Source organism: Catenuloplanes japonicus, from assembly GCF_000717135.1.
GTDB lineage: Bacteria > Actinomycetota > Actinomycetes > Mycobacteriales > Micromonosporaceae > Catenuloplanes > Catenuloplanes japonicus.
In genome coordinates, this window is the sequence record NZ_JNXY01000017.1 from 108,868 (window position 1) to 128,162 (window position 19,295).

Sequence of the window (19,295 nt, forward strand, 5' to 3'; positions counted from 1 at the left end):
CTTGTTAATCTGCGCGGTGCAGCGTGCTCTGGCCACCCTAAGGAGCACGATGTTGAAACGCGCAGCCGCCATCGGCCTCGCCGCGGCGTTCGCCGTCCTGAGCGCCACCCCGGCCCAGGCCCACGGGTTCACCTCGACCGTCTACGTCGACGTGACCGGTGACGGGGCCGGCGTCCGCACGAACCTGGAGCTGGAGTACGACCTGCTCTTCGTGTCCGCGGCCGACTACCTGAAGAACGATCCCCTGTTCCGGGAGGGGGACGCGGCGTTCCAGGCCGGGGACACGGCGGCCCAGGCGACCGCGGTCAACCACCACATCCAGACCATCACGGGGTACGTTACGGAGCGCTTCGCCGTGACCGCGAACGGCCGCCCGTGCGAGTCGTCGGTGGCCGGGCCGATGACGATGGGCGAACGGGAGGGCGTGCCGTACACCCTGCTGCCGTTGATCTGGAATTGCCCGGACGCGGGCAGCCACGAGGTGCGCAGCGGCCTGTTCCCGGCGTCCGAGGAGTACGTCCGGGACACCAAGACGATCGTCACGTACGCGCTGGACGGCCGGACCGGCAGCGCCGCGCTGGACGCGGCGACGCCGCAGTTCTCGACCGCGCAGGCGTGGTGGCAGCGGGCGTGGGAGTTCCTGACGCTGGGCGCGGAGCATCTGCTGTCCGGCCCGGACCACATCCTGTTCCTGCTGGCGCTGATCGCCGGTTCGCGGCGGCTCCGGGAGATCGTGCTGGCCGCGAGCGCGTTCACGGTGGCGCACTCGGTGACGTTCCTGCTGGCCGCGCTGGGCCTGGTGCACGTGCCCGCGAGCATCGTCGAGCCGATCATCGCGGCGTCGATCGCGGTGGTCGCGGCCTGGCATCTGGTGCGGCTGGCCCGGCGCCGTGATCACGCGGACGATCTCGAGGCGGGATCGCGCGGCCTGGACCGGGCCGGATGGCTGCGGATCGCGATCGTCTTCGCCTTCGGGCTCATCCACGGGCTGGGTTTCGCGGGCGCGCTCGGCATCCAGGAGGCGTGGTCCTGGACTCTGCTGTGGTCACTGCTCGTGTTCAACGTGGGTATCGAGCTGGTGCAGCTGGCCGGGATCGCGCTCCTTTTCCCCGTGCTCGCGCTGCTGCGCAAGCGATCCCCGCGTGCCGGAGCGTGGTCGACCGGTGTCATTTCCGCGGGCGTGGCCGCGATGGGCCTGGTCTGGCTCGTGCAGCGCGTCACAGACCTTTAGCTCTTCCGTGGTACGCCACCGTTGCGCCCCGTGCGGTTCATGAACGGTTCACCACGTACCGCCAGGTTGATCATCGCTTTTCTACGCAGCACATCTCATCTGGAAATGAGGAAGAACAAGCCGATGAGAAACAGCAATGCCACGCGCCGGGCGGCCGCAGGGTCACTTTCGGTGTTCGTGGGCATGGCAGCGGCGTTCGGCAGTGGACTCGGGGCTCCCGCGTTCGCGGCCGACAGCGCCACGCTGAGCGGCATCATCCTCGGGGTGGGCGCGAACGAGACCCAGCGCATCGTGACCTGGTACTCGTCCGCGGACACCTCGCAGTCCATCCAGCTCGCGCCGACCGCGCGGCTGACGGACGGCGAGTTCCCGGCGGACGCGGCGACGATCGCGGCGATCGGTGGAGCGAACGTCGCGGCCAGCGGCGGCTTCAACCGGCACGCGACCCTCACCGGCCTGGCCGAGGAGACCGGGTACTCGTACCGGGTCGGCGCGGCGGGGAGCTGGTCCCCGACGTACTCGTTCACGACGCAGGACTTCGAGGGCGACTACGACTTCCTGTTCTACGGCGACCCGCAGATCGGCGCGTCCGGCAACCTGGCCGACGACACCGCGGGCTGGGTCGACACGGTCAACGTGTCGCTGGCCGCCAACCCGGACGCCGAGCTTCTGGTGTCCGGCGGCGACCAGGTCGAGACCGCCGGCAACGAGTCGCAGTGGACGGCGTTCCTCACGCCGGACCAGCTGCGGCAGTACCCGTGGGCGGCCACCATCGGTAACCACGATGTCGGCAGCAAGGCCTACGAGCAGCACATGTTCACCCCGAACACGGACTACTCGGGCGCGCTCTACGCGAACGGGAACCCGGCGTCGAACACCTCCGGTGGCGACTACTGGTTCTTCCACAAGGACACGCTGTTCATCGACCTGAACAGCAACTCCTACGCCACCTCGCAGGGTGGCGGTGGCGACGAGGCCCACCTCGCGTACGTCAGCAAGGTGATCAAGGAGCAGGGTGCCAAGGCGAAGTGGACGGTGCTGGTCTACCACCACGCCATCTACTCCCCCGCGGCGCACGCCAAGGACGGCGACGCCAAGGTGCGGCGGAACGACTTCCCGACCGCCTTCTCCAACCTCGGTGTCGACCTGGTGCTCCAGGGCCACGACCACGCGTACTCGCGCAGCTACTCGATCAAGAACGGTGCCAAGGAGAACCCGGCGGAGCAGCCCGGCGCGACCGAGGTGTTCCCCGGCCCCGGCGGTGTCATCTACGTGACCTCGAACTCGGCCTCGGGCTCGAAGTACTACGACATCACCACGCCGGACGCCGGCGGCACCAACGGCCCGGACCCGCTGAACCCGGGCAGCTACTGGTACAACTCCGTGCAGAACCAGGAGCACGTGCGCAACTACACCAAGGTGAAGGTGCGCAACGACAAGCTGGTCGTCGAGACCGTGCGGAGCAGCGCCTCGGCGAACGCTCCGGTCGGTTCGCTGGTCGACACCGTGACGGTGCACCCGTACCACGGCAACGACCAGCAGATCCAGGTCAACGTGCCGACCGGCGCGCCCGGCGAGTTCGGCTGGACGATCGACGGCTACAACGGCCTGGTGGACCTCGGCACGGCGCAGGAGGTCAACGGCGAGTACTTCGCGGCGTCGGGCACCATCAACCCGATTCTCGTGACGGACTCCCGCCGGTCGCTCGCGCCGTGGTCGGTGTCGGCGAGCGTGGGTGACTTCGTGGACGGCGACAAGTCGTTCTCGGGTTCCTACCTCGGCTGGGCGCCGAAGGTGATCACCGCCGGTGCCGGCGCGATCGCCGGTCCGGTGGCTCCGTCCGCCTACACCGGCGGCGGTGACGGCCTGTCCGTCTCCCGCGGCCTGGCGTCGGCGCAGCAGGGCCACGACCGTGGCTCCGCGAAGGTCGGCGCCGACCTGGATCTGAAGATCCCGGGCGAGGTCGACAAGGGCTCGTACCGCACCACCCTGACGATCACCGCGCTGAGCAGCTGATCGTTTCGTTTCCGGTGGGGCAGGCCCGGTGCCTGCCCCACCTTCCTTTAAGGACGCTCGCGATGCAGTGGAAGAACACCGTCCTGGCCGTGCTCACGGCCGCCGCCGCGGCCGGCCTCTGGGCCACGCCCGCCATGGCCGAGGAGGGCGACGTGACCTGGACGGTGCGGACCGCCTCGAACAGCTTCGGCGCGGACCGGTCCAGCTACAGCTACGCCGTGAACGCGGGCGCCACGGTCGAGGACACCATGGTGGTCGCGAACCGGGGCACGCAGCCGGTCACGCTGACCGTCTACGCCTCGGACGGCTTCACCACCGGCGAGGGCGCGCTCGACCTGCGCAATCGTGACGTCGCACAGACCGGGATCGGCGCGTGGACCACCGCCGCATCGCCGGCCGTCACCGTGGAGCCGGGCAAGAGTGTGGACGTGCCGTTCGCGCTGACCGTGCCGGCGAACGCGACGCCGGGCGACTACGTGGGCGGCATCGTCACGTCGCTGACCTCGCCGGACCAGACGCAGCAGGTCAACGTGGAGCGCCGGCTCGGCATCCGGATCACGCTGCGCGTCAGCGGCGAGCTCGCGCCGTCGCTCGCGATCGAGGATCTGCGGCTGGCCTACGACGGCTCGCTCAACCCGTTCGCGCCCGGCGCGTCCACGGTCTCCTACACGATCCACAACACCGGCAACACCACGCTGTCCGCGACGCAGGCCGCATCTGTGGCCGGGCCGTTCGGCTGGTGGCGGTCGGACGCGGGCGACCTCCAGGCCCCGCCGGAGCTGCTGCCGGGCGAGACGTGGGCGGTGAGCGTGCCGGTCACGGACGTGCCCGCCGCCGTGCTGATCACCGGCACGGTCTCGCTGACGCCGCTGATCGTCGACCCCTCGGGATCCCGATCGATGCTCCACGCCGTCGAGGGTACGGCGACGGCCTGGGCCGTACCGTGGCTGCTCGTGCTGTTGATCGTGGTCTTGATCGGCCTGGTCGTGCTGGCCGTGCGGCTGCGCCGGCGCCGCAGGGCCCGCGAGGACGCCCGGGTCGACGCCGCGGTCAAGAAGGCTCTGGCCAAGACGTCCGCGTAGTTTTGACGCGTGCGAGTCGACGCCGCCCGGAACCGGGCCCACATCCTCGATGCCGCCCGGAAGCTGTTCGCTGCCAGGGGGACCGACGTGACGCTGCGCGCGGTCGCCCGGCAGGCCGGGGTCGGGACTGCCACGCTCTCCCGGCATTTCCCGACCCGGGAGGCGCTGATCGAGGCCGCGCTCGGGCGGCAGATCGACCTGTGCACCGGCCTGACCGAGGAGGCGCTGGCCGACCCGGACCCGTGGCACGGCCTGCGCGGCATGGTCGACCGGGTCTTCGACCCGCGGCAGCGCGGCCATGACCTGCCGATCCCGGGCTTCGACACGGACTCGCCGGCGATGCGGAACCTCCGGGAGCTGACCCGGCGGGCGCAGGAGGCCGGCGCGCTGCGGGCCGACTTCGAGCCGGGCGATCTGACGCTGCTGCTCCAGGCCGGGGACAGCGTGGCCGCGACCTCGCCGGCGGCGGCACGGCGGCTGGTCGAGTACATGCTGCAGAGCTTCTCCGCGCGGACCGGTCCGCTGCCGCTCGTCTGACGATCCGATGCACCGCAGGGCCTTCGTTCATCACTTCCGTGCGAGGCCTGAGCAGGCGGTTCTTGCGCTGTTAGCGTTCTCCACGGCGCGCCGCACATCGGATTTTCTGCGGATTCTGGAGAACACCATGAGCAATTCTCAACCTGACGAGCGGGTCGACGCCTCGCCGGAGTCGACGGGACGGGCGCGCGGGGGCCGGGACCACGTTGAAAAAGGCTCGATGACCACGCTTCGCTCATTGCGTCCTCACCTGTCGGAGAACGGACTCCGGGCCGACACCGAGGGCACAGATGTCGCGGACAACATGCGGCTGATCGGCGAGGCCGGGCTGAACCGGCTGAACGTCCCGGTGGAATTCGGCGGGCTCTGGGACGGCGGCCCGTGGGGCGGGCTCCGGGAGGTCATCGACACCATCGTCGCGCTGTCCGCGGCCGACGGCTCGACCGGGCAGTGCTGGAGCGCGAACGCGCTGGTCTCCCGCCAGCTGTTCCTGTCCGGCCTGCCGCAGGCCACCAAGAAACAGCTGGCCGACGAGCTGATCCACGACAGCCGGCGGCTGGTGTCCTCCGCCTCCGAGGCCGGCGGTCGCGGCCCGGTCACCGCGCGCCGGGTGCCCGGCGGCATCGTCGTCAACGGCACCAAGGCGTTCAACTCCAACAGCGGAGGCGGCGGGCGCGACCTGCTGCACGTGCGGCTGCTGCTCGACGGCGCGCCCTACCAGGCGCTGGTCCGGCTGGACGACCCCGGGCTGACGCTCGCGCACGACTGGGACAACATGGGGCAGCGCGGCACGGACAGCCAGACCATCACGTACACGGACGTGTTCGTGCCGGACGGCTGGCACCTGCCGCCGCTGGCCATCGACCCGTACCTGATGAGCGCGGTCCTGCTCACCCACGGCGCGCTGCTGCAAGGGCTCGGCGAGGGTGCGCACGAGGCCGCCATCGGCTACCTGCGCACGGTCACGCGGTCCAGCATGCCGAAGTTCGCCAGCGTGCTGGAGGACCCGCTGATCCACCGGCAGCTCGGCGAGATGTCCAGCGACCTGGCCGCCGCGCGGGCGCTGCTGACCAGCGTCGCCACCGAGATCGAGACGCAGTCCGCGGACCCGGTCGAGGCCGGCGTCCGCGGCTTCCGGTCGAAGGTGGCGAGCACGACCGCGGGCCTGCGGGCGACCGCGCGGATCCACGACCTGACCGGCGCGCGCGGCACCGCCAACCGGTACCGGTTCGACCGGTTCTGGCGCAACGCCCGCACGTTCGCCTCGCACGACTCGCTGGACGCGAAGATGGCGTTCATCGGCGCGTACGAGGTGTCCGGCGCGCTGCCGAACCTCGCCGAGTACCTGCCGGTCTGACCGCGATGGACGCCGGTGTGCTGCGCGCGGCGTTCGCGCGCTTTCCGAGCGGGGTCACCGCGCTGTCCGCGCTGGTGGACGGCGAGCCGACCGGGATGGCCGTCAGCGCGTTCCTGTCCGTGTCGCTGGCGCCGCCGCTGATCGCGGTCTCGGTGCAGCGTTCGTCGCGCACCTGGCCCGAGCTGCGCCGCTCCGGCGGGATCGGGGTGAGCGTGCTCGCGGCCGGGCACGGCGGGCTGAGTCGACAGTTGTCCGGGGCCGCGGCGGGCCGGTTCACGGGCGTGGACTGGGCCGGGGCGGCGTCCGGGGCGGTCCGCATCGAAGGGGCCGCCGCCTGGTTCGACTGTGTGCTGGATCAGGAGCTGCCCGCGGGCGACCACGTGATCGCGCTGCTCGCGGTGCGGCACGTGGAGTACCGCCAGGACGTGCCGCCGCTGGTCTTTCACGGCAGCGCGTTCCGTCAGCTCGTCTGACGTACGCCCGCCTGCCCTTGATCTTGATCATCGGGCAGGCGGGCGGTGCGGTTGTAGACGATGACCTCGTCGAGAGCGGCCAGCGTGCGGACGAGATCGTCGATGTGCGCGGCCAGCCTGCCCCGCTCCGCGATCAGCACCGCGAACGCGGCCTCCGAGTTCCCCAGGCTCGGCGACTCGACGCACGGCAGCAGCGCCGCGATCGTCTGGCTGGACAGCCCGGCCGCGAACAGCCGCTGGATGTAACGGACGCGCTCCACCTCGTCCTCGGTGTAGTGCCGGTGGCCGCCGCCGCTGCGCGCGCTGGTCAGCAGCCCCTGCTCCTCGTAGTAGCGCAGCGAGCGCGTGCTCACGCCGGTCCGCGCCGACAGGTCCCCGATCCGCACCTATGCCTCCGGTCACACACGCTTGAACTTCACATGGATGTGAAGTTTTAGCGTAATCACATGACCTACCAAGATCTTTCCGGGGTACGCGTCGCGGTGTCCGACGGCGTCGCCACGCTCACCATCGACAACCCGCCGCTCAACCTGCTAGACGAGACGCTCATCCTCGCGCTGCGCACGTTCGCCGCCCGGGTCCGGGACGACGCCGCCGTGCGGGTGATCGTCTTCGAGAGCGCGGACCCGGACTTCTTCATCGCGCACGGCGACATGCGGTTCGTGACCGAGCCATCGCGGCTGGCGGCCTACGCGGACGCGGACGTGCTGCCCGGCACGAACATGATGCAGACGCTGCACGAGGAGATCCGCGCCCTCCCGCAGGTCACCATCGGCAAGCTGGCCGGCTTCGCCCGCGGCGGCGGCAACGAGCTGCTGATGGCGCTCGACATGCGCTTCGCCGCACTCGGCCGCGGCGGCCAGGCCCAGCCCGAGACCCGGATGGGCATCATCCCGGGCGGTGGCGGCACCCAATACCTGACCGCGCTGGCCGGCCGCGCCCGCGCCCTCGAGCTGATCCTCGGCGGCGCACTCGCCGACCCCGCCCTGGCCGAACGCTACGGCCTGATCAATCGCGCACTACCTGCTTCTGATCTCGATGCGTTCGTCACCACGCTCGCCCGCCACATCGCCACCCTGTCCCCCGCCGTCATCCAGGCCGCCAAGACCGCGATCGACGGCCACTCCCTCACCACCGAGAACGAGGCCCTGACCAGCCTCTTCACGGCCGACGCGGTGATTCGCGCCCAGCGGCTGCTCGACGCCGGCGTCCAGACCCGCGAGGGCGAACTGCGCCTGGAGGACCTGATCGACGAAGTCCACTGAGTCCTGCGGGGAGCTTCTTCGTTCAGGAGCTCCCCATCAATGCCTTCACCCGGTCCTTGACCATCCCCATCGCGGGTACGTCGCCGGCGTCCGCCGACAGCACCGCGCGCAGCCGGTCGAGCACGTCGTCCATGCGCGCGGCGACGACATCCGGCGGCAGCCCCCAGGACACGCCCTCGCGGATCAGCGCCGCGCGGTCGACCTCGGGGAGCCGGGTGACGCCGCCTACGCTCATGGCCGCCTCCGCCCGCAGTTTCGGCCAGGCCATCGTGGGCACGGTGTCGTACAGCGGCGCGAGCGTGATCACACCCGGCTCCGGGTGCAGAAACGCCAGGTTCTTGCCGTGCGCGTCGGCATCACCGATCGCCACGGTGAACGTCGCCCGGTCGAGCAGACGCAGCCGCTCTTCCCGAGACCGACCGCGCGAGCGAGACTGAGGCAGGCGTGCTCGGCGCGAACCAGCCCCGTGTGGAACCGGTCGTCGACCTTGAGAATGTGCGTTGACGGGTAGCCGTGGACCGGGCGCGCCCACTCGCCGTCCAGCGTGCGTACCAGCAGGATCTTGTCCTGGATTCCGGCCAGCGACAGTTCCGAATCGTCGTAGAGACCCAGTGGGTGGTCGCCCAGTTCGCTCAGCGCGGTCTCGAGTTCTCCCGCACCGTACGGAACGGCGCGGGCGTCCCGGGCGACAGGCTGATCGGCCGCGACGATCAGCGCACCCGCGACGTCACGGCCGAAACGGTCCAGCATGCCGAGCAGGTCGATCGTGCTCACCCGGGCCAGACCCGCCATGGCGCTGCGGTGCTGCCCCTCCGGCAGAAGGCCGGTGGCGAAAGGCCAGGCGTCCTGCCGGCCGCTTCGCACCGGGAGGGAGCAGGAGAGCAATGGCTTGCCCCGAAGACCCGACGCCGCGATTTCCGGGGAGTATTCGCACGTCACACGGCCGATCTTGGGGGCACGCAGTGTGGCGACGCGCTGAGTGTGCAGCCAAACGCCTAGTTCACGGACGCGGGCCATGAGGCTCCTCGGGGAGTAGCACGATCACCTCGGCGCCGAGACGGCGCAGGATCTTGATGACGCGGTCCAGCAGCAGAGTGGTCGCGCCAGCCTCGATGCGGGCCAGGTAGGTACGCTCGACGCCGGTCAGTTCGGCGGCGGCGACCTGGGTAAGGCCTCGCTCAGCGCGTGCCTCCGCGATGGCCAGGCCAAAGCCGGCCCCGGATCGCACCGGTACCTGTGCTCGCATCGCAGCACCTCCTGGTTGTGACGATTTCCCCACAACCGTACCAAGGGAGGTCGTTGTGCCAAAAACCGCACAGCCACCGGGGGTTGTATCGGGATTGTCATCATCGGGCGGGGGCTGCGGCCGGCTGCCTATAGTCGCTCCCGTGCGAGCTCATGTGCTGGTCGCCGAGGACGATGCGCGGCAGGCGGAGGTGGTGAGGCGGTATCTGGAGGCGAGCGGATACCGGGCCACGGTCGTGCACGGCGGGCGGGACGCGATCGAGCAGGTCCGGCGGGAGAAGCCGGATCTGCTCGTGCTCGACGTGATGATGCCGCAGCTGAACGGGATCGAGGTCTGCCGGGTGCTGCGGCGGGAGAGCAACGTGCCGGTGCTGATGCTGACCGCGCGACGCGACGAGGACGACCTGCTGCTCGGGCTGGACGCGGGGGCGGACGACTATCTCGTGAAGCCGTACAACCCGCGGGAGCTGATGGCCCGGGTGCGCACGATGCTGCGGCGCACGTCGTGGGCGCCGGCCGAGCCGGAGACGGCGCTGCGGGTCGGCGAGATCGTGGTCGACGTGCGGGACCGGCACGTGACCAGCGGCGGGCGGCGGGTGGACTGCACGCCGGGCGAGTTCGAGATCCTGGCCGCGATGGCGGCGGCGCCGGACCGGGTGTTCACCCGGGCGCAGCTGCTGGAGCGGACGCGCGGGTTCGAGGCGGCGGCGACGGACCGGACCGTCGACATGCACGTCATGCGGCTGCGTCGCAAAATCGAGCCGGAGCCGCGGCGGCCGGCCTATCTCCTGACGGTCTACGGCGTCGGCTATCGGCTCACGGACGGGTCACAGCTTCCCGATGGGGCTCGGCTTCCGGACGGGTCGCAGTGACACGGACGCCGGTGCATCGGAGTCTGGTGGCGCGGCTGCTGGGGCTGTCGCTGCTGGTCATGCTCTGTGCGGTGACGGCCACGGCGTGGCTCGCGTCGCAGAGCACCACGCGGGCGATCGCACAGGAGCAGGGGCACGGGCTCGCGTACGACGCGCGCATCTACGACGAGGTGCTCGGCTACGCGGCGACGAACACCAGCTGGGCGGGGGTACGGCCGCTGCTGGTCAGGCTGGCGGAGGTCACCGGGCGGCAGATCACGCTCACCGGGCCGGACGGCGTGTTCCTGGCCAGCTCGGAGCCGTCGATGCCGGCCTTGCCGGCCCGGCGGTCCGCGTTCCTCGACGCGCTCTACGCCGAGGGCTACCTCACCAACAGCGCGGACGCGGCCGGCATCGACCGGCGGGCGGTCGGGCTGTACCGGCTCATCGGCGAGGAACGGACGAACGTCTCCGCGAGGATGACGGCGGCGCAGGCGTGCATGACCGCCCGGGGCGTCGAGACGGTGCTGGACAGCGCTACCGACGGGCGGCCGACGCTGGTACCGCGGGTCGGTACGTCGGAGGCGGTCTCGGCGGAGCTGGCGGAGTGCGCGCGCCGGACCGGCGCGGACGTCGCCACCGTCACCGAACGCCGGGCGCTGGACGAGCTGACGGCGCTGGCCAACGCCTGTCTGGCGGGCGGCGACCGGCAACGGGCCATCACCGTGCGGCTGGGCTTCACCTGGACCGCCACGGAAGCACCGGCTTCGCCTGACGACGCCCCAGAAGGCGCTTCCGCCCCCGAAGGCGCGGTCGCCTCCGCGGGCGCCCCTGGAGAGGCGCCCTCGCCCGGGGCCGCTGTTTCACCCGGGGCCGATACTTCGCCTGAGAATGCGGCTTCACCCGAAGACGCGGTCTCTCCCGGAGACCCTGCGAACCCCGGAGACCCTGCAAGCCCCGGACATGCGGCGGATCCCGGAGATGCGGAACCGGATGGGTTCGCGCCGCAGCCGCAGGAATGTCTCGACACCGCCCGCCGGGAGCAGCTGCGGCCCTACGTCGCACCGCCCGCGTACCTCTACATCAACGACGCCGCATCCGCCGCCACACCGGTCTTCGATCTGGCGCAGGCCAGCACGCTGCGGATCGCCGGCGTCTCGGCGCTGGTGCTGGCCGTCGCGGTCGCGGTGACGCTGCTGGTCGGGGTGCGGATGTCCCGGCCGTTGCACGCCCTCACCCGCGCCGCGGAGCAGGGCGCCTCGCACGTGCCGGTCCGGGGCCGGGACGAGATCGCCCGGCTCACCACTGCGTTCAACGACCTGTCCGCCCGCCGGGAGGCCGGGGAGCGGCAGCGCCGGACGATGGTCAACGACATCGCGCACGAGCTCGGCACGCCGCTGACCACGATCCGCGCCTGGCTCCAGGCGGCCCGGGACGGGGTGGCGGACCCCGGGCCCGAGCTGCTGGACCTGCTCTCCGACGAGGCCGAGCTGCTCCAGCACGTCATCGACGACCTGCGCGACCTCGCCGCCGCGGACGCGGGCCGGCTGCGACTGCATCCGGAGCTGGTCTACGTCGACGAGCTGCTCGATCAGGTCGTCACCGCGCACCGCAGCCGCGCCGAGGACGTCACGATCGTGCTGGAGACGGCCGGTGATCCGGAGGTCGTGCTCGATCCGCTGCGGGTACGCCAGGCCGTCGGCAATCTGCTCTCCAACGCGGTCCGGCACTCACCGCCCGGCACGACCGTGACCGTCCGGTCCCGCCTCGAAACCGGCACCGCCGGCGACGGCAGCGACGGCCGCGAGCTGGTGATCGAGGTCGCCGACGCCGGGCCCGGGATCGACGAGGACGACCTGCCGCACGTCTTCGAGCGTTTCTGGCGCGCCGACCGGTCCCGCAGCCGGCGCACCGGCGGCAGCGGCCTCGGGCTGGCCATCGTCCGCGACCTCGCCGGCGCGCACGGCGGCACGGTCACGGTGACCAGCCGCGCCGGCCACGGCAGCACCTTCACCATCCGCCTGCCCGCCGGGGCCTGACACCCCTCTCATCCGCACCGAACCGTCAGCGGCCCCGCCGCTCGCGGCGATGACCCCTGCGCTCCCGACGAACAGGAGGCGGCCGACCGATGGCTGCGAATCGTCTGCTGGCCCTGGACGGGCTCCGGCTGCTGTGTGCGCTGGTGGTGGCCGGCTACCACCTCGGCATGGCCTGGTCCGTGGACGGCGTGCACCCGACCGCCACCCACCTGCCGCAGGAGGTGAACTCGGTGCTGATCTACGGTTTCCTCGGCGTCGAGGTGTTCTTCATGATCAGCGGCTTCGTCATCTGCATGAGCGGCTGGGACCGGACCCCGCGCGCGTTCCTCGCGTCCCGGGCCGGCCGGCTCTACCCCGCGTTCTGGGCCTGCGTGCTGATCACCGCGGCCGTGATGACCCTGTTCCCGCTGACCGAGGGCATCCCGCTGCCGCACGGGCTGACCGGGAGCGACGTGGCCGTCAACCTGACCATGCTCGCGGAGCCGCTCAACGTGCCCTATGTGGACACCGTGTACTGGACGCTCTGGTACGAGCTGCGCTTCTACCTGCTGTTACCGTGGTGATCCAGTTCGGCCTCACCCGCGGCCGGGTCATGGCGCTCGGCGCCGGCTGGCTGGCCGCCTCCCTCGTCGTACCCCCTGAGGTGCCGCTTGCGCAGTTGGTCATGCCGCAGTTCGCGCCGTACTTCGTCGCCGGCATGACGCTCTATCTGATCCGCCGGCACGGGACGAGCCTGCCGCTGTGGCTGCTGCTCGCCGCGTCCTGGGCGATCAGCCTGGTCCGGGTGCGGGAGCGCGTGCTGTTCGCCAACCCGGGCTTCCCGGTGCCGGTCCCGCCCGGCCTGCTGATCATCACGCTCGCCTACGGTGCCCTGCTGATGATCGCGCTCGGCGCCACCGACCGCTGGAGGCGGCGCTGGCTGGCCGTCGCCGGTGCCGTCTCCTACCCGTTCTACCTGCTGCACCCGCGCATCGGCTTCACGATGATCCGCTACGCCTACGACCGCACCGGGCTGCCGATCCCGCTGCTCGTGGTGGCCGCCGTCCTGGTGCTGCTCATGGCCGCCTGGCTGGTCCACCGCCTGGTCGAGCGCCCGCTCTCCCCCGCGCTGCGCCGCCTGATCGCCACCGGCACCCTGCCGCGCCCCTCACTTACGACGACGACTCCCTGAAAAGGGCGTCCTCCGGCACGATGCCGGAGGACGCCCGCGGGAGGAGGTCAGCCGATGGTCACGTCGAAGATGTGCATGATGCCGCGGTCGGTGCCCTGGGGCAGGATGACGGCGTCGACGGTCTTGGACGGGTCGAGGGTGGCCGGGTCGGTGGCGAAGACGCGGAAGGTGCCGTCGCCGGCGGTGCCGTTGGCGTTGTTGCGGCCGGGGACGGTCAGCAGCGCGGTGCTGCCGGCCGGCGCCGTGCCGGCCCAGTCGCCGAAGGTCAGCGGGACCGGCTGGGTCGAGCCGTCCGTGTAGACGACCTGGGCGGTGCCGGTCGACGGGCCGTTCGTGGCCAGGCCGAGGAACGAGACGGCCGAGGCCGATCGGTTGGTCAGATCGATGCGCTGGCCGTGCGGGATCCAGTTGTCCGGCGTGCCCGCGGCGGCGGACGGCCAGGTGAACGTGAGCGCGCCGTGCGGGATGGAGGCCCCCGGCGCCGCGCCGACGGCCGCGAGCGAGGTGCGCGAGTACGACCAGTCGCTCAGGTCCATCGAGCCCAGGTTGCCCTGCCCGTCCGGCGTGGTGCCGACGTTGTTGCGGGCGTTCATACCGTCCGGGTAGGACGGCGGCACGTCGGCGGCGCCGGTGCCCCACGAGGTCGGCGTGGCGGACATGACGAAGCGCAGCTTGCCACCGTTACGGACGAACGAGGCGCCGACCCAGGACGCGGTCTGCCGGTCGCCGTCGACCCGCAGGTCCTTGACGTAGCGGTTCCCGGTGGAGACGCCGGGCGCCTGGACCTCGATCTTGTGGCCGCCGCCGATCGGGTTCACGGACAGCTGCTCGAACATCGGCGCGTGCAGGACCAGCGTGCCGGTGCCGTAGATCGCCGGGTAGAAGCCGAGGTGCGCGAAGACCAGCCACGCGCTGAGCGCGCCCTGGTCGTCGTTGCCGGGCAGGCCGGACGGCGTCGTGTCGTACATCTCGGTGACCGCGCGGTAGAGCACGTCCACGCCCTTGGCCGGCGCCCGCAGCCAGTTGTAGACCCACGGCGTGCCGAAGGCCGGCTGGTTGGACAGGTAGTTGCCGGTCTGCGTGTAGGCGCCCGCGTCGAGCTGTGCCATCAGCACGTCGAGCTGAGCCTCCGACGCGGCAGCGCCGCCCCGGGCCGCGACGAGCGTGCCGAGGTTGTGCGGGACGAGCCAGCCGTACTGGTAGCCGGTCGACTGGTTGAACTGGCCGCGGCCGGCGCCGTCGTCGCGTACCCGCAGGTCGAAGTTCTGGTCGAAGCCGGTGCGCTCACGCGGCCGGAGGTGGCCGGTGGCCGGGTCGAACACGTTCATCCAGCTCTGCGCGCGGGCCATGAAGAAGTCGTAGGACGCCCGGTCGCCGAGCCGGAGCGCCTGCTGCGCGATCGCGAAGTCGTCGATCGAGTACTCCAGCACGCGGGACGTGGCGAAGTCGCCCTTGCGGTTCTCGATGAGGCCGGTCGCGAAGTACTGGTACGCGTCCGTGCGCTTGGACGCGGTCGCGGGCAGCTTCTGGGTCGCGACCATCGACGCCAGCGCGGCCTGCCGGTCGTAGTCCGTGATGCCCATGTCGTCCAGTGTGGACAGGATGACCTGGAGGTTGTCGCCCTGCATCCGGGACGCGCCCGGCGCCCAGCCGCCGGTCTGCTGGGTGAGCAGCACGATCGACCGGTTGATGTCCGCCGCGACCCTCGGGAACGTCAGCGCGATCAGCTGCGCCTGGCTGCGGTACATGTCCCAGCCGGAACCCGCGAAGTTGATGTTCAGGTAGAAGTGCCGGCCCTTCTCGACCTGGTGCACCTGCCTGTCGTACCCCAGGTATTGGCCGTTGACGTCCTCGCGCACGTTCGGGTGCAGGAACGAGTGGTAGAGCGCGGTGTAGAACGTGGTGCGCTGCTCGTCCGTGCCGCCCTTGGCGTCGATCGTGCCGAGCGCGTCCTCCCACGCCTTCCTCGCGTCCTTACGGATCGCGTCGAAAGACTTCTTACCCACCTCGGCGGTACGGTTCGCAGCCGCGTTCTCCACGCTCACGTAGCTGAACCCGGTGCTCGCGGTCACGGTCGCCCCGGACGGGAACGTGACCCACGCACCGTTGTCGTGCCGGAAGTCGACGCCGGTGTCCGTGCCGCTCTTCTCCACGGCGGTCGATCCCGCGCTCAGGACGTCGTCCTTCCACACGCCGTAGGAGGCGAAACTCGTGTCGTACGTGGTGGAGAAGTAGGCGCGGTAGAGGTTGCCGTTGTCGCAGACGTCCGTGCCGTACATCCAGCCGGACACCGTGCGCGTCGCCGGATCGATCGTGACCGCGCTGCCGAACGTGCGATTGTTCGGCCCGGACACGTCCAGGATCAGCGTGGCGTCGCCCGCGAACGCGAAGCGGCTCACCGCGGTGCGCGTGGTCGCGGTCAGCTCGGTGCGCACCCCGTTCGCCGTCTTGACGCTGTAGTAGCCCGGCTCGGACACCTCGTCCGCGTGCGCGAACGCCAGGAAGTACGGCTTGACATCCGCCGCCGGACTGGACGGCAGCACGCCGCCGGGCAGCTCACCCGTGTACGGAATCGTCGGGAACTCGTAGCCGCCGAACCGCCCCGTGCACCCCGTTCCTGAGTGACGGGTCAGGCCGAAGCCGCGGATCTGGCCGGCCGTGTACTCGTACCCGCCCTTCTCGCCCACGCCCGCGTTGCCCGGCTTGTAGGTCGTCGGGCTGGGCTGCACCATGCCGAACGGCAGCGCCGCCCCCGGAAACGTATTGCCGTACGCGTCATTGCTCTTGTTCTGCGTCGTGTCCATCTCGGTGCCGATGAACTGGTCGACCGCGTCGAACGGCGCGACGGCCTTCGCCTGCGCCATGGCCGCGGTCCCGGCCAGCGGCGCCAGAACGGTCGCCGCGACCGCGGCCGCCGCCCACCGGCGTGGGGTACTCCACCCGAGCATGCGATGTTCCTTTCACGGGGAAATGCCAGAAGCGTCCGGCAGTATCACGCCCACAGATGAACACTGATGCCCCTCAAAGATCAACACCACGCATCGGTACGACGTCCAGGTAAGCGCATCCGGCCGACCGAACGTAAGAGCACCGTGGACTTCGAGGACTTTTACGCCACGTCCAAGGACGCCTGCCTACGCGCGGTGATGGCGACGGTCGGCAGCAGACAGCTGGCCGAGGAGACCGTCGCCGAGGCGTTCGCCCGCGCCTGGGCCTCCTGGCCGAAGCTCTCGGCCCACCCCGCCCCGCGCGCCTGGATCGTCCGGACCGCGCTCAACGTGCACGTCTCCTGGTGGCGCCGCTGGCGCCGCGAGGTCCCGGCCGTCGAGTGGACCGACCCGATCCAGCCCCCACCGGACGACGACCTGCCCGATCCGCGGCTGATGGCGGCGCTGAGAACGCTGCCACCCCGGCAACGCCAGGTGATCGCGCTGCGGATCTTCCTCGACCTGGACACCGAGACCACCGCCCGGACGCTGGGCATCGCCCCCGGCACGGTCACCGCCCACCTGGCCCGCGCCACCGCCGCGCTGCGCGCCTGCCTCGCCCCCACCACCGGACAGGAGTGAAGACCATGACCCAAGACCTGCATGCCCTGGTACGCGAGGAGTTCCAGCGGGTCCGGCTGACGGACACGCTCGACGACGTCACGGCCAGGGGGCTCAGGGTTCGGCGCCGCCGCCGTTCCGGGTCGGTGCTGTCGGCGGTGTTCGCGCTGGCGCTGGCCTCCGGCGTGGCGCTGAGCCTGCCGCCGGGCCGGGCCGAGCCGGACTCGGTGCGGCTGGCCGCCTGGTCGGTGCGGACCGAGCCGGACGGGACCCTGCAGATCGTCATCCGCGACCTGGCCGACCCGGACGGGCTGACCGCGGAACTGAAGAGGGCCGGCGTTCCGGCGCTGATCGAGTTCAAGGAGGTGGAGGCAGTGACCGAGCCGGGCCGGCTCGCACCGCACTGCGCGGACGACGGCGAGGTGCGGTCGCCGCTCCTGCTCTCGGTCATGGTCCGGCCGACCGGCACCGACAAGCGGGCATGGGCGATCCGGCCCGACGCCATGCCCCCGGGCACCAGCATGCACTTCGTGATCTTCTCCGTGCGTGACGCCGCGGGCAAGTCCTACGAGTCCGTCCACATGAGCCTGGTCGACGGCGATCCGGTTCCCTGCCGATCGGTGTCTTAAATCGATTGCTGTCTGGGTAGGAGGGCCTCGTCAGCGTTGTTCATCAGTTAGGGGACTCCATGAGCAACATCGCTTATCCGGCCGACTCGGCCGCGCACACCGGGACCTCCGCGAACGTCGCCGTGACCGGGCGGCGGGTCGTCGCCACGCTGCTCGACGGGGTGCTGTTCCTCGCGGTGGGCATCGTCTTCATGATGCTGTTCGGCGTCGAGGCCGATACGGCCGCGACCACCACCGGGACCACGTCGATGTGGACGATGTCGCCGGTCGGCACCGCGCTGTACGCCGTCTTCACGTTCGGCTACTGGGTGGTCATGGAGAAGCTCACCGGTCGCACCCTCGGCAAGATGGCCACCGGCATCCGCGTGGTCGACGAGGCCACCGGGACTGCGCCGAGCTGGGGGCAGGCCGCCATGCGCACGGTACTGCGCTTCGTCGACGGCGCGTTCTCCTACCTGGTCGCGTTCATCGTCGTGCTGTCCAACGCCCGGCATCGGCGTCTCGGGGACATGGTCGCCAAGACGCTTGTGGTGCGCGGCTGACGTCGTACCCTCGAAGGGTAGTTGATCTGGGTCTGCACGCCCGGAGACGAGAAAGCCGCCCCGTCGTTGTCACGACGGGGCGGCTTCTTCGGTGTTGCGGGGTTACTCGGTCGTTCCGGTGGCGGGCTTCGGCTTCGCCTCACTCGATGGTTCCGCGGGGCTTGCCGGCTCCGCCGCGTTGACCGGCTCCGCCGCCGGGCTCGGCTTCGCCGTCTCGACCGGCTCTGCCGCAGGGCTCGGCTTTGCTGCGGCGTCGGTGGCATCCGCCGCCGGAACCGTGCTCTCGGCCGGCGTCGGCGCGTGCTCCGTACCGTGGGCGTCCGTGTCCTTGTTGCGGTGGAACGCGAACGTGATGATGACGACCAGGATCGCGCCGACGACCAGGCCGATGATGGCGCTGGCGATCGTGTTGACCAGCCACCCGACGAAGCCGCCGAGCGGGCCGGTCGCGTCGTGCGCGGCCTCCTCCATGTGGTGGACGACGCTGTAGAGCCCGTGCCAGCCCAGCTCGTCCGTGCCGACCAGCAGGATGTGGCCGCCGACCCAGAGCATCGCGGCCGTGCCGATCACGGTGAGCGCGGTCAGCACGATCGGCATCGCCTTGACCAGGCCACGGCCGAACGCGGCCACGCCGGACGCCGACTGCTCGGACAGGCGCAGGCCGACGTCGTCCATCTTCACGATGATGCCGACCGCGCCGTAGACCGCGACGGTCATCACGACCGCGACGATGCACAGGATGGCCAGGCGCGACCAGAACGACTGGTCCGCGACCTCGTTCAGCGAGATGACCATGATCTCGGCGGACAGGATCAGGTCGGTCCGCACCGCGCCGGAGATCAGCGTCTTCTCGTCCTTGAGCTTCTCCTCGCCGCCGTGCGCGTCGTGCCCGGACACCTTGGCCCAGACCTTCTCCGCGCCCTCGTAACAGAGGTAGGCTCCACCGATCATCAGGATCGGGGTGAGCAGCCAGGGTACGAACTGGCTGAGCAGCAGGATCACCGGCAGAATGATCAGGAACTTGTTGCGCAGCGAGCCGATGGCGATCCGCTTCACGATCGGAAGCTCACGCTCCGCGGCCAGGCCACGCACGTACTGCGGCGTCACCGCGGCATCGTCGATGACGACCCCGGCCGCCTTCGACCCGGCCTTCGCCGCCGCCACACCGACGTCATCGATGGACGCGGCCGCCGCCCGTGCCAGCACCGCAATATCGTCCAGCAGGGCTGCTAGTCCACCGCTCAAGACAAGTCCTTCCGCTCGGTTCCTCACACACTCCCCGCCGATTATCCCTGCCCACCCCCACCCC

At 70.8% G+C, this 19,295-nt stretch carries 20 protein-coding genes; 14 read left to right on the forward strand and 6 right to left on the reverse strand.

Annotated elements, in window-relative coordinates; translation table 11 throughout:
• The first annotated feature begins 49 nt into the window (after positions 1-49).
• From OP04_RS23905 to OP04_RS23930, 6 genes are all read left to right on the forward strand, one after another.
• Positions 50-1,231 carry a HupE/UreJ family protein gene (locus tag OP04_RS23905; RefSeq protein ID WP_033342043.1) on the forward strand — a complete coding sequence of 394 codons (1,182 nt, stop codon included), beginning with the start codon at positions 50-52 and terminating at the stop codon, positions 1,229-1,231.
• A gap of 123 nt (positions 1,232-1,354) precedes the next feature.
• Complete coding sequence (locus OP04_RS23910) at positions 1,355-3,247, forward strand: purple acid phosphatase family protein (protein ID WP_157240246.1); 1,893 nt, start codon at positions 1,355-1,357, stop codon at positions 3,245-3,247.
• Between the two features lie 62 nt (positions 3,248-3,309).
• A complete protein-coding gene (locus OP04_RS23915) occupies positions 3,310-4,329 on the forward strand; it encodes a WxL protein peptidoglycan domain-containing protein (RefSeq protein ID WP_033342045.1) in 1,020 nt (339 codons plus the stop codon).
• 9 nt (positions 4,330-4,338) lie between these two features.
• Positions 4,339-4,866, forward strand: a complete 528-nt coding sequence (locus OP04_RS23920) for a TetR/AcrR family transcriptional regulator (protein ID WP_033342046.1) — start codon at positions 4,339-4,341, stop codon at positions 4,864-4,866.
• A gap of 220 nt (positions 4,867-5,086) precedes the next feature.
• Positions 5,087-6,223 (forward strand): acyl-CoA dehydrogenase family protein, encoded by a 1,137-nt coding sequence (locus OP04_RS23925; protein WP_033342047.1) that lies wholly within the window; start codon positions 5,087-5,089, stop codon positions 6,221-6,223.
• A 5-nt stretch (positions 6,224-6,228) separates the two neighbouring features.
• Positions 6,229-6,696, forward strand: a complete 468-nt coding sequence (locus tag OP04_RS23930; protein WP_033342048.1) for a flavin reductase family protein — start codon at positions 6,229-6,231, stop codon at positions 6,694-6,696.
• On the opposite strand, the gene OP04_RS23935 is transcribed toward OP04_RS23930, so the two are convergent.
• Complete coding sequence (locus OP04_RS23935) at positions 6,684-7,082, reverse strand: MerR family transcriptional regulator (RefSeq protein WP_033342049.1); 399 nt, start codon at positions 7,080-7,082, stop codon at positions 6,684-6,686. The two genes, OP04_RS23930 and OP04_RS23935, sit on opposite strands and share 13 nt — an antisense overlap.
• Before the next feature lie 60 nt (positions 7,083-7,142).
• On the opposite strand from OP04_RS23935, the gene OP04_RS23940 reads away from it, so the two are divergent.
• Positions 7,143-7,961, forward strand: coding sequence for an enoyl-CoA hydratase/isomerase family protein (locus OP04_RS23940; protein ID WP_033342050.1), 819 nt, complete (start codon positions 7,143-7,145; stop codon positions 7,959-7,961).
• A gap of 22 nt (positions 7,962-7,983) precedes the next feature.
• On the opposite strand, the gene OP04_RS54775 is transcribed toward OP04_RS23940, so the two are convergent.
• The 3 genes from OP04_RS54775 to OP04_RS23955 are packed head-to-tail and all read right to left on the reverse strand — an operon-like array spanning position 7,984 to position 9,207.
• A complete protein-coding gene (locus OP04_RS54775; protein WP_332309678.1) occupies positions 7,984-8,361 on the reverse strand; it encodes a HipA domain-containing protein in 378 nt (125 codons plus the stop codon).
• Positions 8,265-8,978, reverse strand: a complete 714-nt coding sequence (locus tag OP04_RS23950; protein ID WP_085066711.1) for a type II toxin-antitoxin system HipA family toxin — start codon at positions 8,976-8,978, stop codon at positions 8,265-8,267. Before OP04_RS23950 ends, OP04_RS54775 begins: the two co-directional genes overlap by 97 nt.
• Positions 8,962-9,207: a helix-turn-helix transcriptional regulator gene (locus tag OP04_RS23955; protein WP_085066712.1), complete on the reverse strand. Its 246-nt coding sequence runs from the start codon at positions 9,205-9,207 to the stop codon at positions 8,962-8,964. The genes OP04_RS23950 and OP04_RS23955 overlap by 17 nt, the downstream gene beginning before the upstream one ends.
• A 142-nt stretch (positions 9,208-9,349) precedes the next feature.
• Between OP04_RS23955 and OP04_RS23960 the strand changes: the two genes are divergently transcribed.
• From OP04_RS23960 to OP04_RS55815, 4 genes are all read left to right on the forward strand, one after another.
• Positions 9,350-10,078 carry a response regulator transcription factor gene (locus OP04_RS23960; protein ID WP_051798817.1) on the forward strand — a complete coding sequence of 243 codons (729 nt, stop codon included), beginning with the start codon at positions 9,350-9,352 and terminating at the stop codon, positions 10,076-10,078.
• A 26-nt stretch (positions 10,079-10,104) separates the two neighbouring features.
• Entirely contained in the window at positions 10,105-12,096 is a 1,992-nt protein-coding gene (locus tag OP04_RS23965) for a sensor histidine kinase (RefSeq protein ID WP_232323713.1), read from the forward strand.
• A gap of 89 nt (positions 12,097-12,185) precedes the next feature.
• The gene (locus OP04_RS55810; RefSeq protein WP_232323714.1) at positions 12,186-12,659 is read left to right on the forward strand and encodes an acyltransferase family protein; all 474 of its coding nucleotides are present in this window, start codon (positions 12,186-12,188) and stop codon (positions 12,657-12,659) included.
• Entirely contained in the window at positions 12,653-13,267 is a 615-nt protein-coding gene (locus tag OP04_RS55815; RefSeq protein ID WP_232323715.1) for an acyltransferase family protein, read from the forward strand. The genes OP04_RS55810 and OP04_RS55815 overlap by 7 nt, the downstream gene beginning before the upstream one ends.
• A gap of 47 nt (positions 13,268-13,314) precedes the next feature.
• Here the strand turns inward: OP04_RS55815 and OP04_RS23975 are convergent, their stop codons facing one another.
• Positions 13,315-16,215, reverse strand: coding sequence for a GH92 family glycosyl hydrolase (locus OP04_RS23975; RefSeq protein ID WP_033342055.1), 2,901 nt, complete (start codon positions 16,213-16,215; stop codon positions 13,315-13,317).
• Positions 16,216-16,359: 144 nt separating this feature from the next.
• On the opposite strand from OP04_RS23975, the gene OP04_RS23980 reads away from it, so the two are divergent.
• Genes OP04_RS23980 through OP04_RS50035 form a run of 3 tightly spaced genes read left to right on the forward strand, consistent with a single transcriptional unit; the run spans position 16,360 to position 17,986 of the window.
• Positions 16,360-16,836, forward strand: coding sequence for a sigma-70 family RNA polymerase sigma factor (locus OP04_RS23980; RefSeq protein WP_232323716.1), 477 nt, complete (start codon positions 16,360-16,362; stop codon positions 16,834-16,836).
• Between the two features lie 5 nt (positions 16,837-16,841).
• Entirely contained in the window at positions 16,842-17,444 is a 603-nt protein-coding gene (locus tag OP04_RS23985) for a hypothetical protein (protein ID WP_157240248.1), read from the forward strand.
• 59 nt (positions 17,445-17,503) lie between these two features.
• Positions 17,504-17,986, forward strand: a complete 483-nt coding sequence (locus tag OP04_RS50035; protein ID WP_051798819.1) for an RDD family protein — start codon at positions 17,504-17,506, stop codon at positions 17,984-17,986.
• Between the two features lie 102 nt (positions 17,987-18,088).
• On the opposite strand, the gene OP04_RS23995 is transcribed toward OP04_RS50035, so the two are convergent.
• Positions 18,089-19,192, reverse strand: coding sequence for a DUF808 domain-containing protein (locus OP04_RS23995; protein WP_232323717.1), 1,104 nt, complete (start codon positions 19,190-19,192; stop codon positions 18,089-18,091).
• Positions 19,193-19,295: the final 103 nt, after the last annotated feature.

Coding starts and splice junctions, on each gene's coding strand:
- OP04_RS23905 (WP_033342043.1), top strand. CDS start 50: ATGTTGAAACGCGCAGCCGCCATCGGCCTCGCCGCGGCGTTCGCCGTC.
- OP04_RS23910 (WP_157240246.1), top strand. CDS start 1,355: ATGAGAAACAGCAATGCCACGCGCCGGGCGGCCGCAGGGTCACTTTCG.
- OP04_RS23915 (WP_033342045.1), top strand. CDS start 3,310: ATGCAGTGGAAGAACACCGTCCTGGCCGTGCTCACGGCCGCCGCCGCG.
- OP04_RS23925 (WP_033342047.1), top strand. CDS start 5,087: ATGACCACGCTTCGCTCATTGCGTCCTCACCTGTCGGAGAACGGACTC.
- OP04_RS23930 (WP_033342048.1), top strand. CDS start 6,229: ATGGACGCCGGTGTGCTGCGCGCGGCGTTCGCGCGCTTTCCGAGCGGG.
- OP04_RS23940 (WP_033342050.1), top strand. CDS start 7,143: ATGACCTACCAAGATCTTTCCGGGGTACGCGTCGCGGTGTCCGACGGC.
- OP04_RS23950 (WP_085066711.1), bottom strand. CDS start 8,978: ATGGCCCGCGTCCGTGAACTAGGCGTTTGGCTGCACACTCAGCGCGTC.
- OP04_RS23955 (WP_085066712.1), bottom strand. CDS start 9,207: ATGCGAGCACAGGTACCGGTGCGATCCGGGGCCGGCTTTGGCCTGGCC.
- OP04_RS55810 (WP_232323714.1), top strand. CDS start 12,186: ATGGCTGCGAATCGTCTGCTGGCCCTGGACGGGCTCCGGCTGCTGTGT.
- OP04_RS23975 (WP_033342055.1), bottom strand. CDS start 16,215: ATGCTCGGGTGGAGTACCCCACGCCGGTGGGCGGCGGCCGCGGTCGCG.
- OP04_RS23985 (WP_157240248.1), top strand. CDS start 16,842: ATGACCCAAGACCTGCATGCCCTGGTACGCGAGGAGTTCCAGCGGGTC.
- OP04_RS50035 (WP_051798819.1), top strand. CDS start 17,504: ATGAGCAACATCGCTTATCCGGCCGACTCGGCCGCGCACACCGGGACC.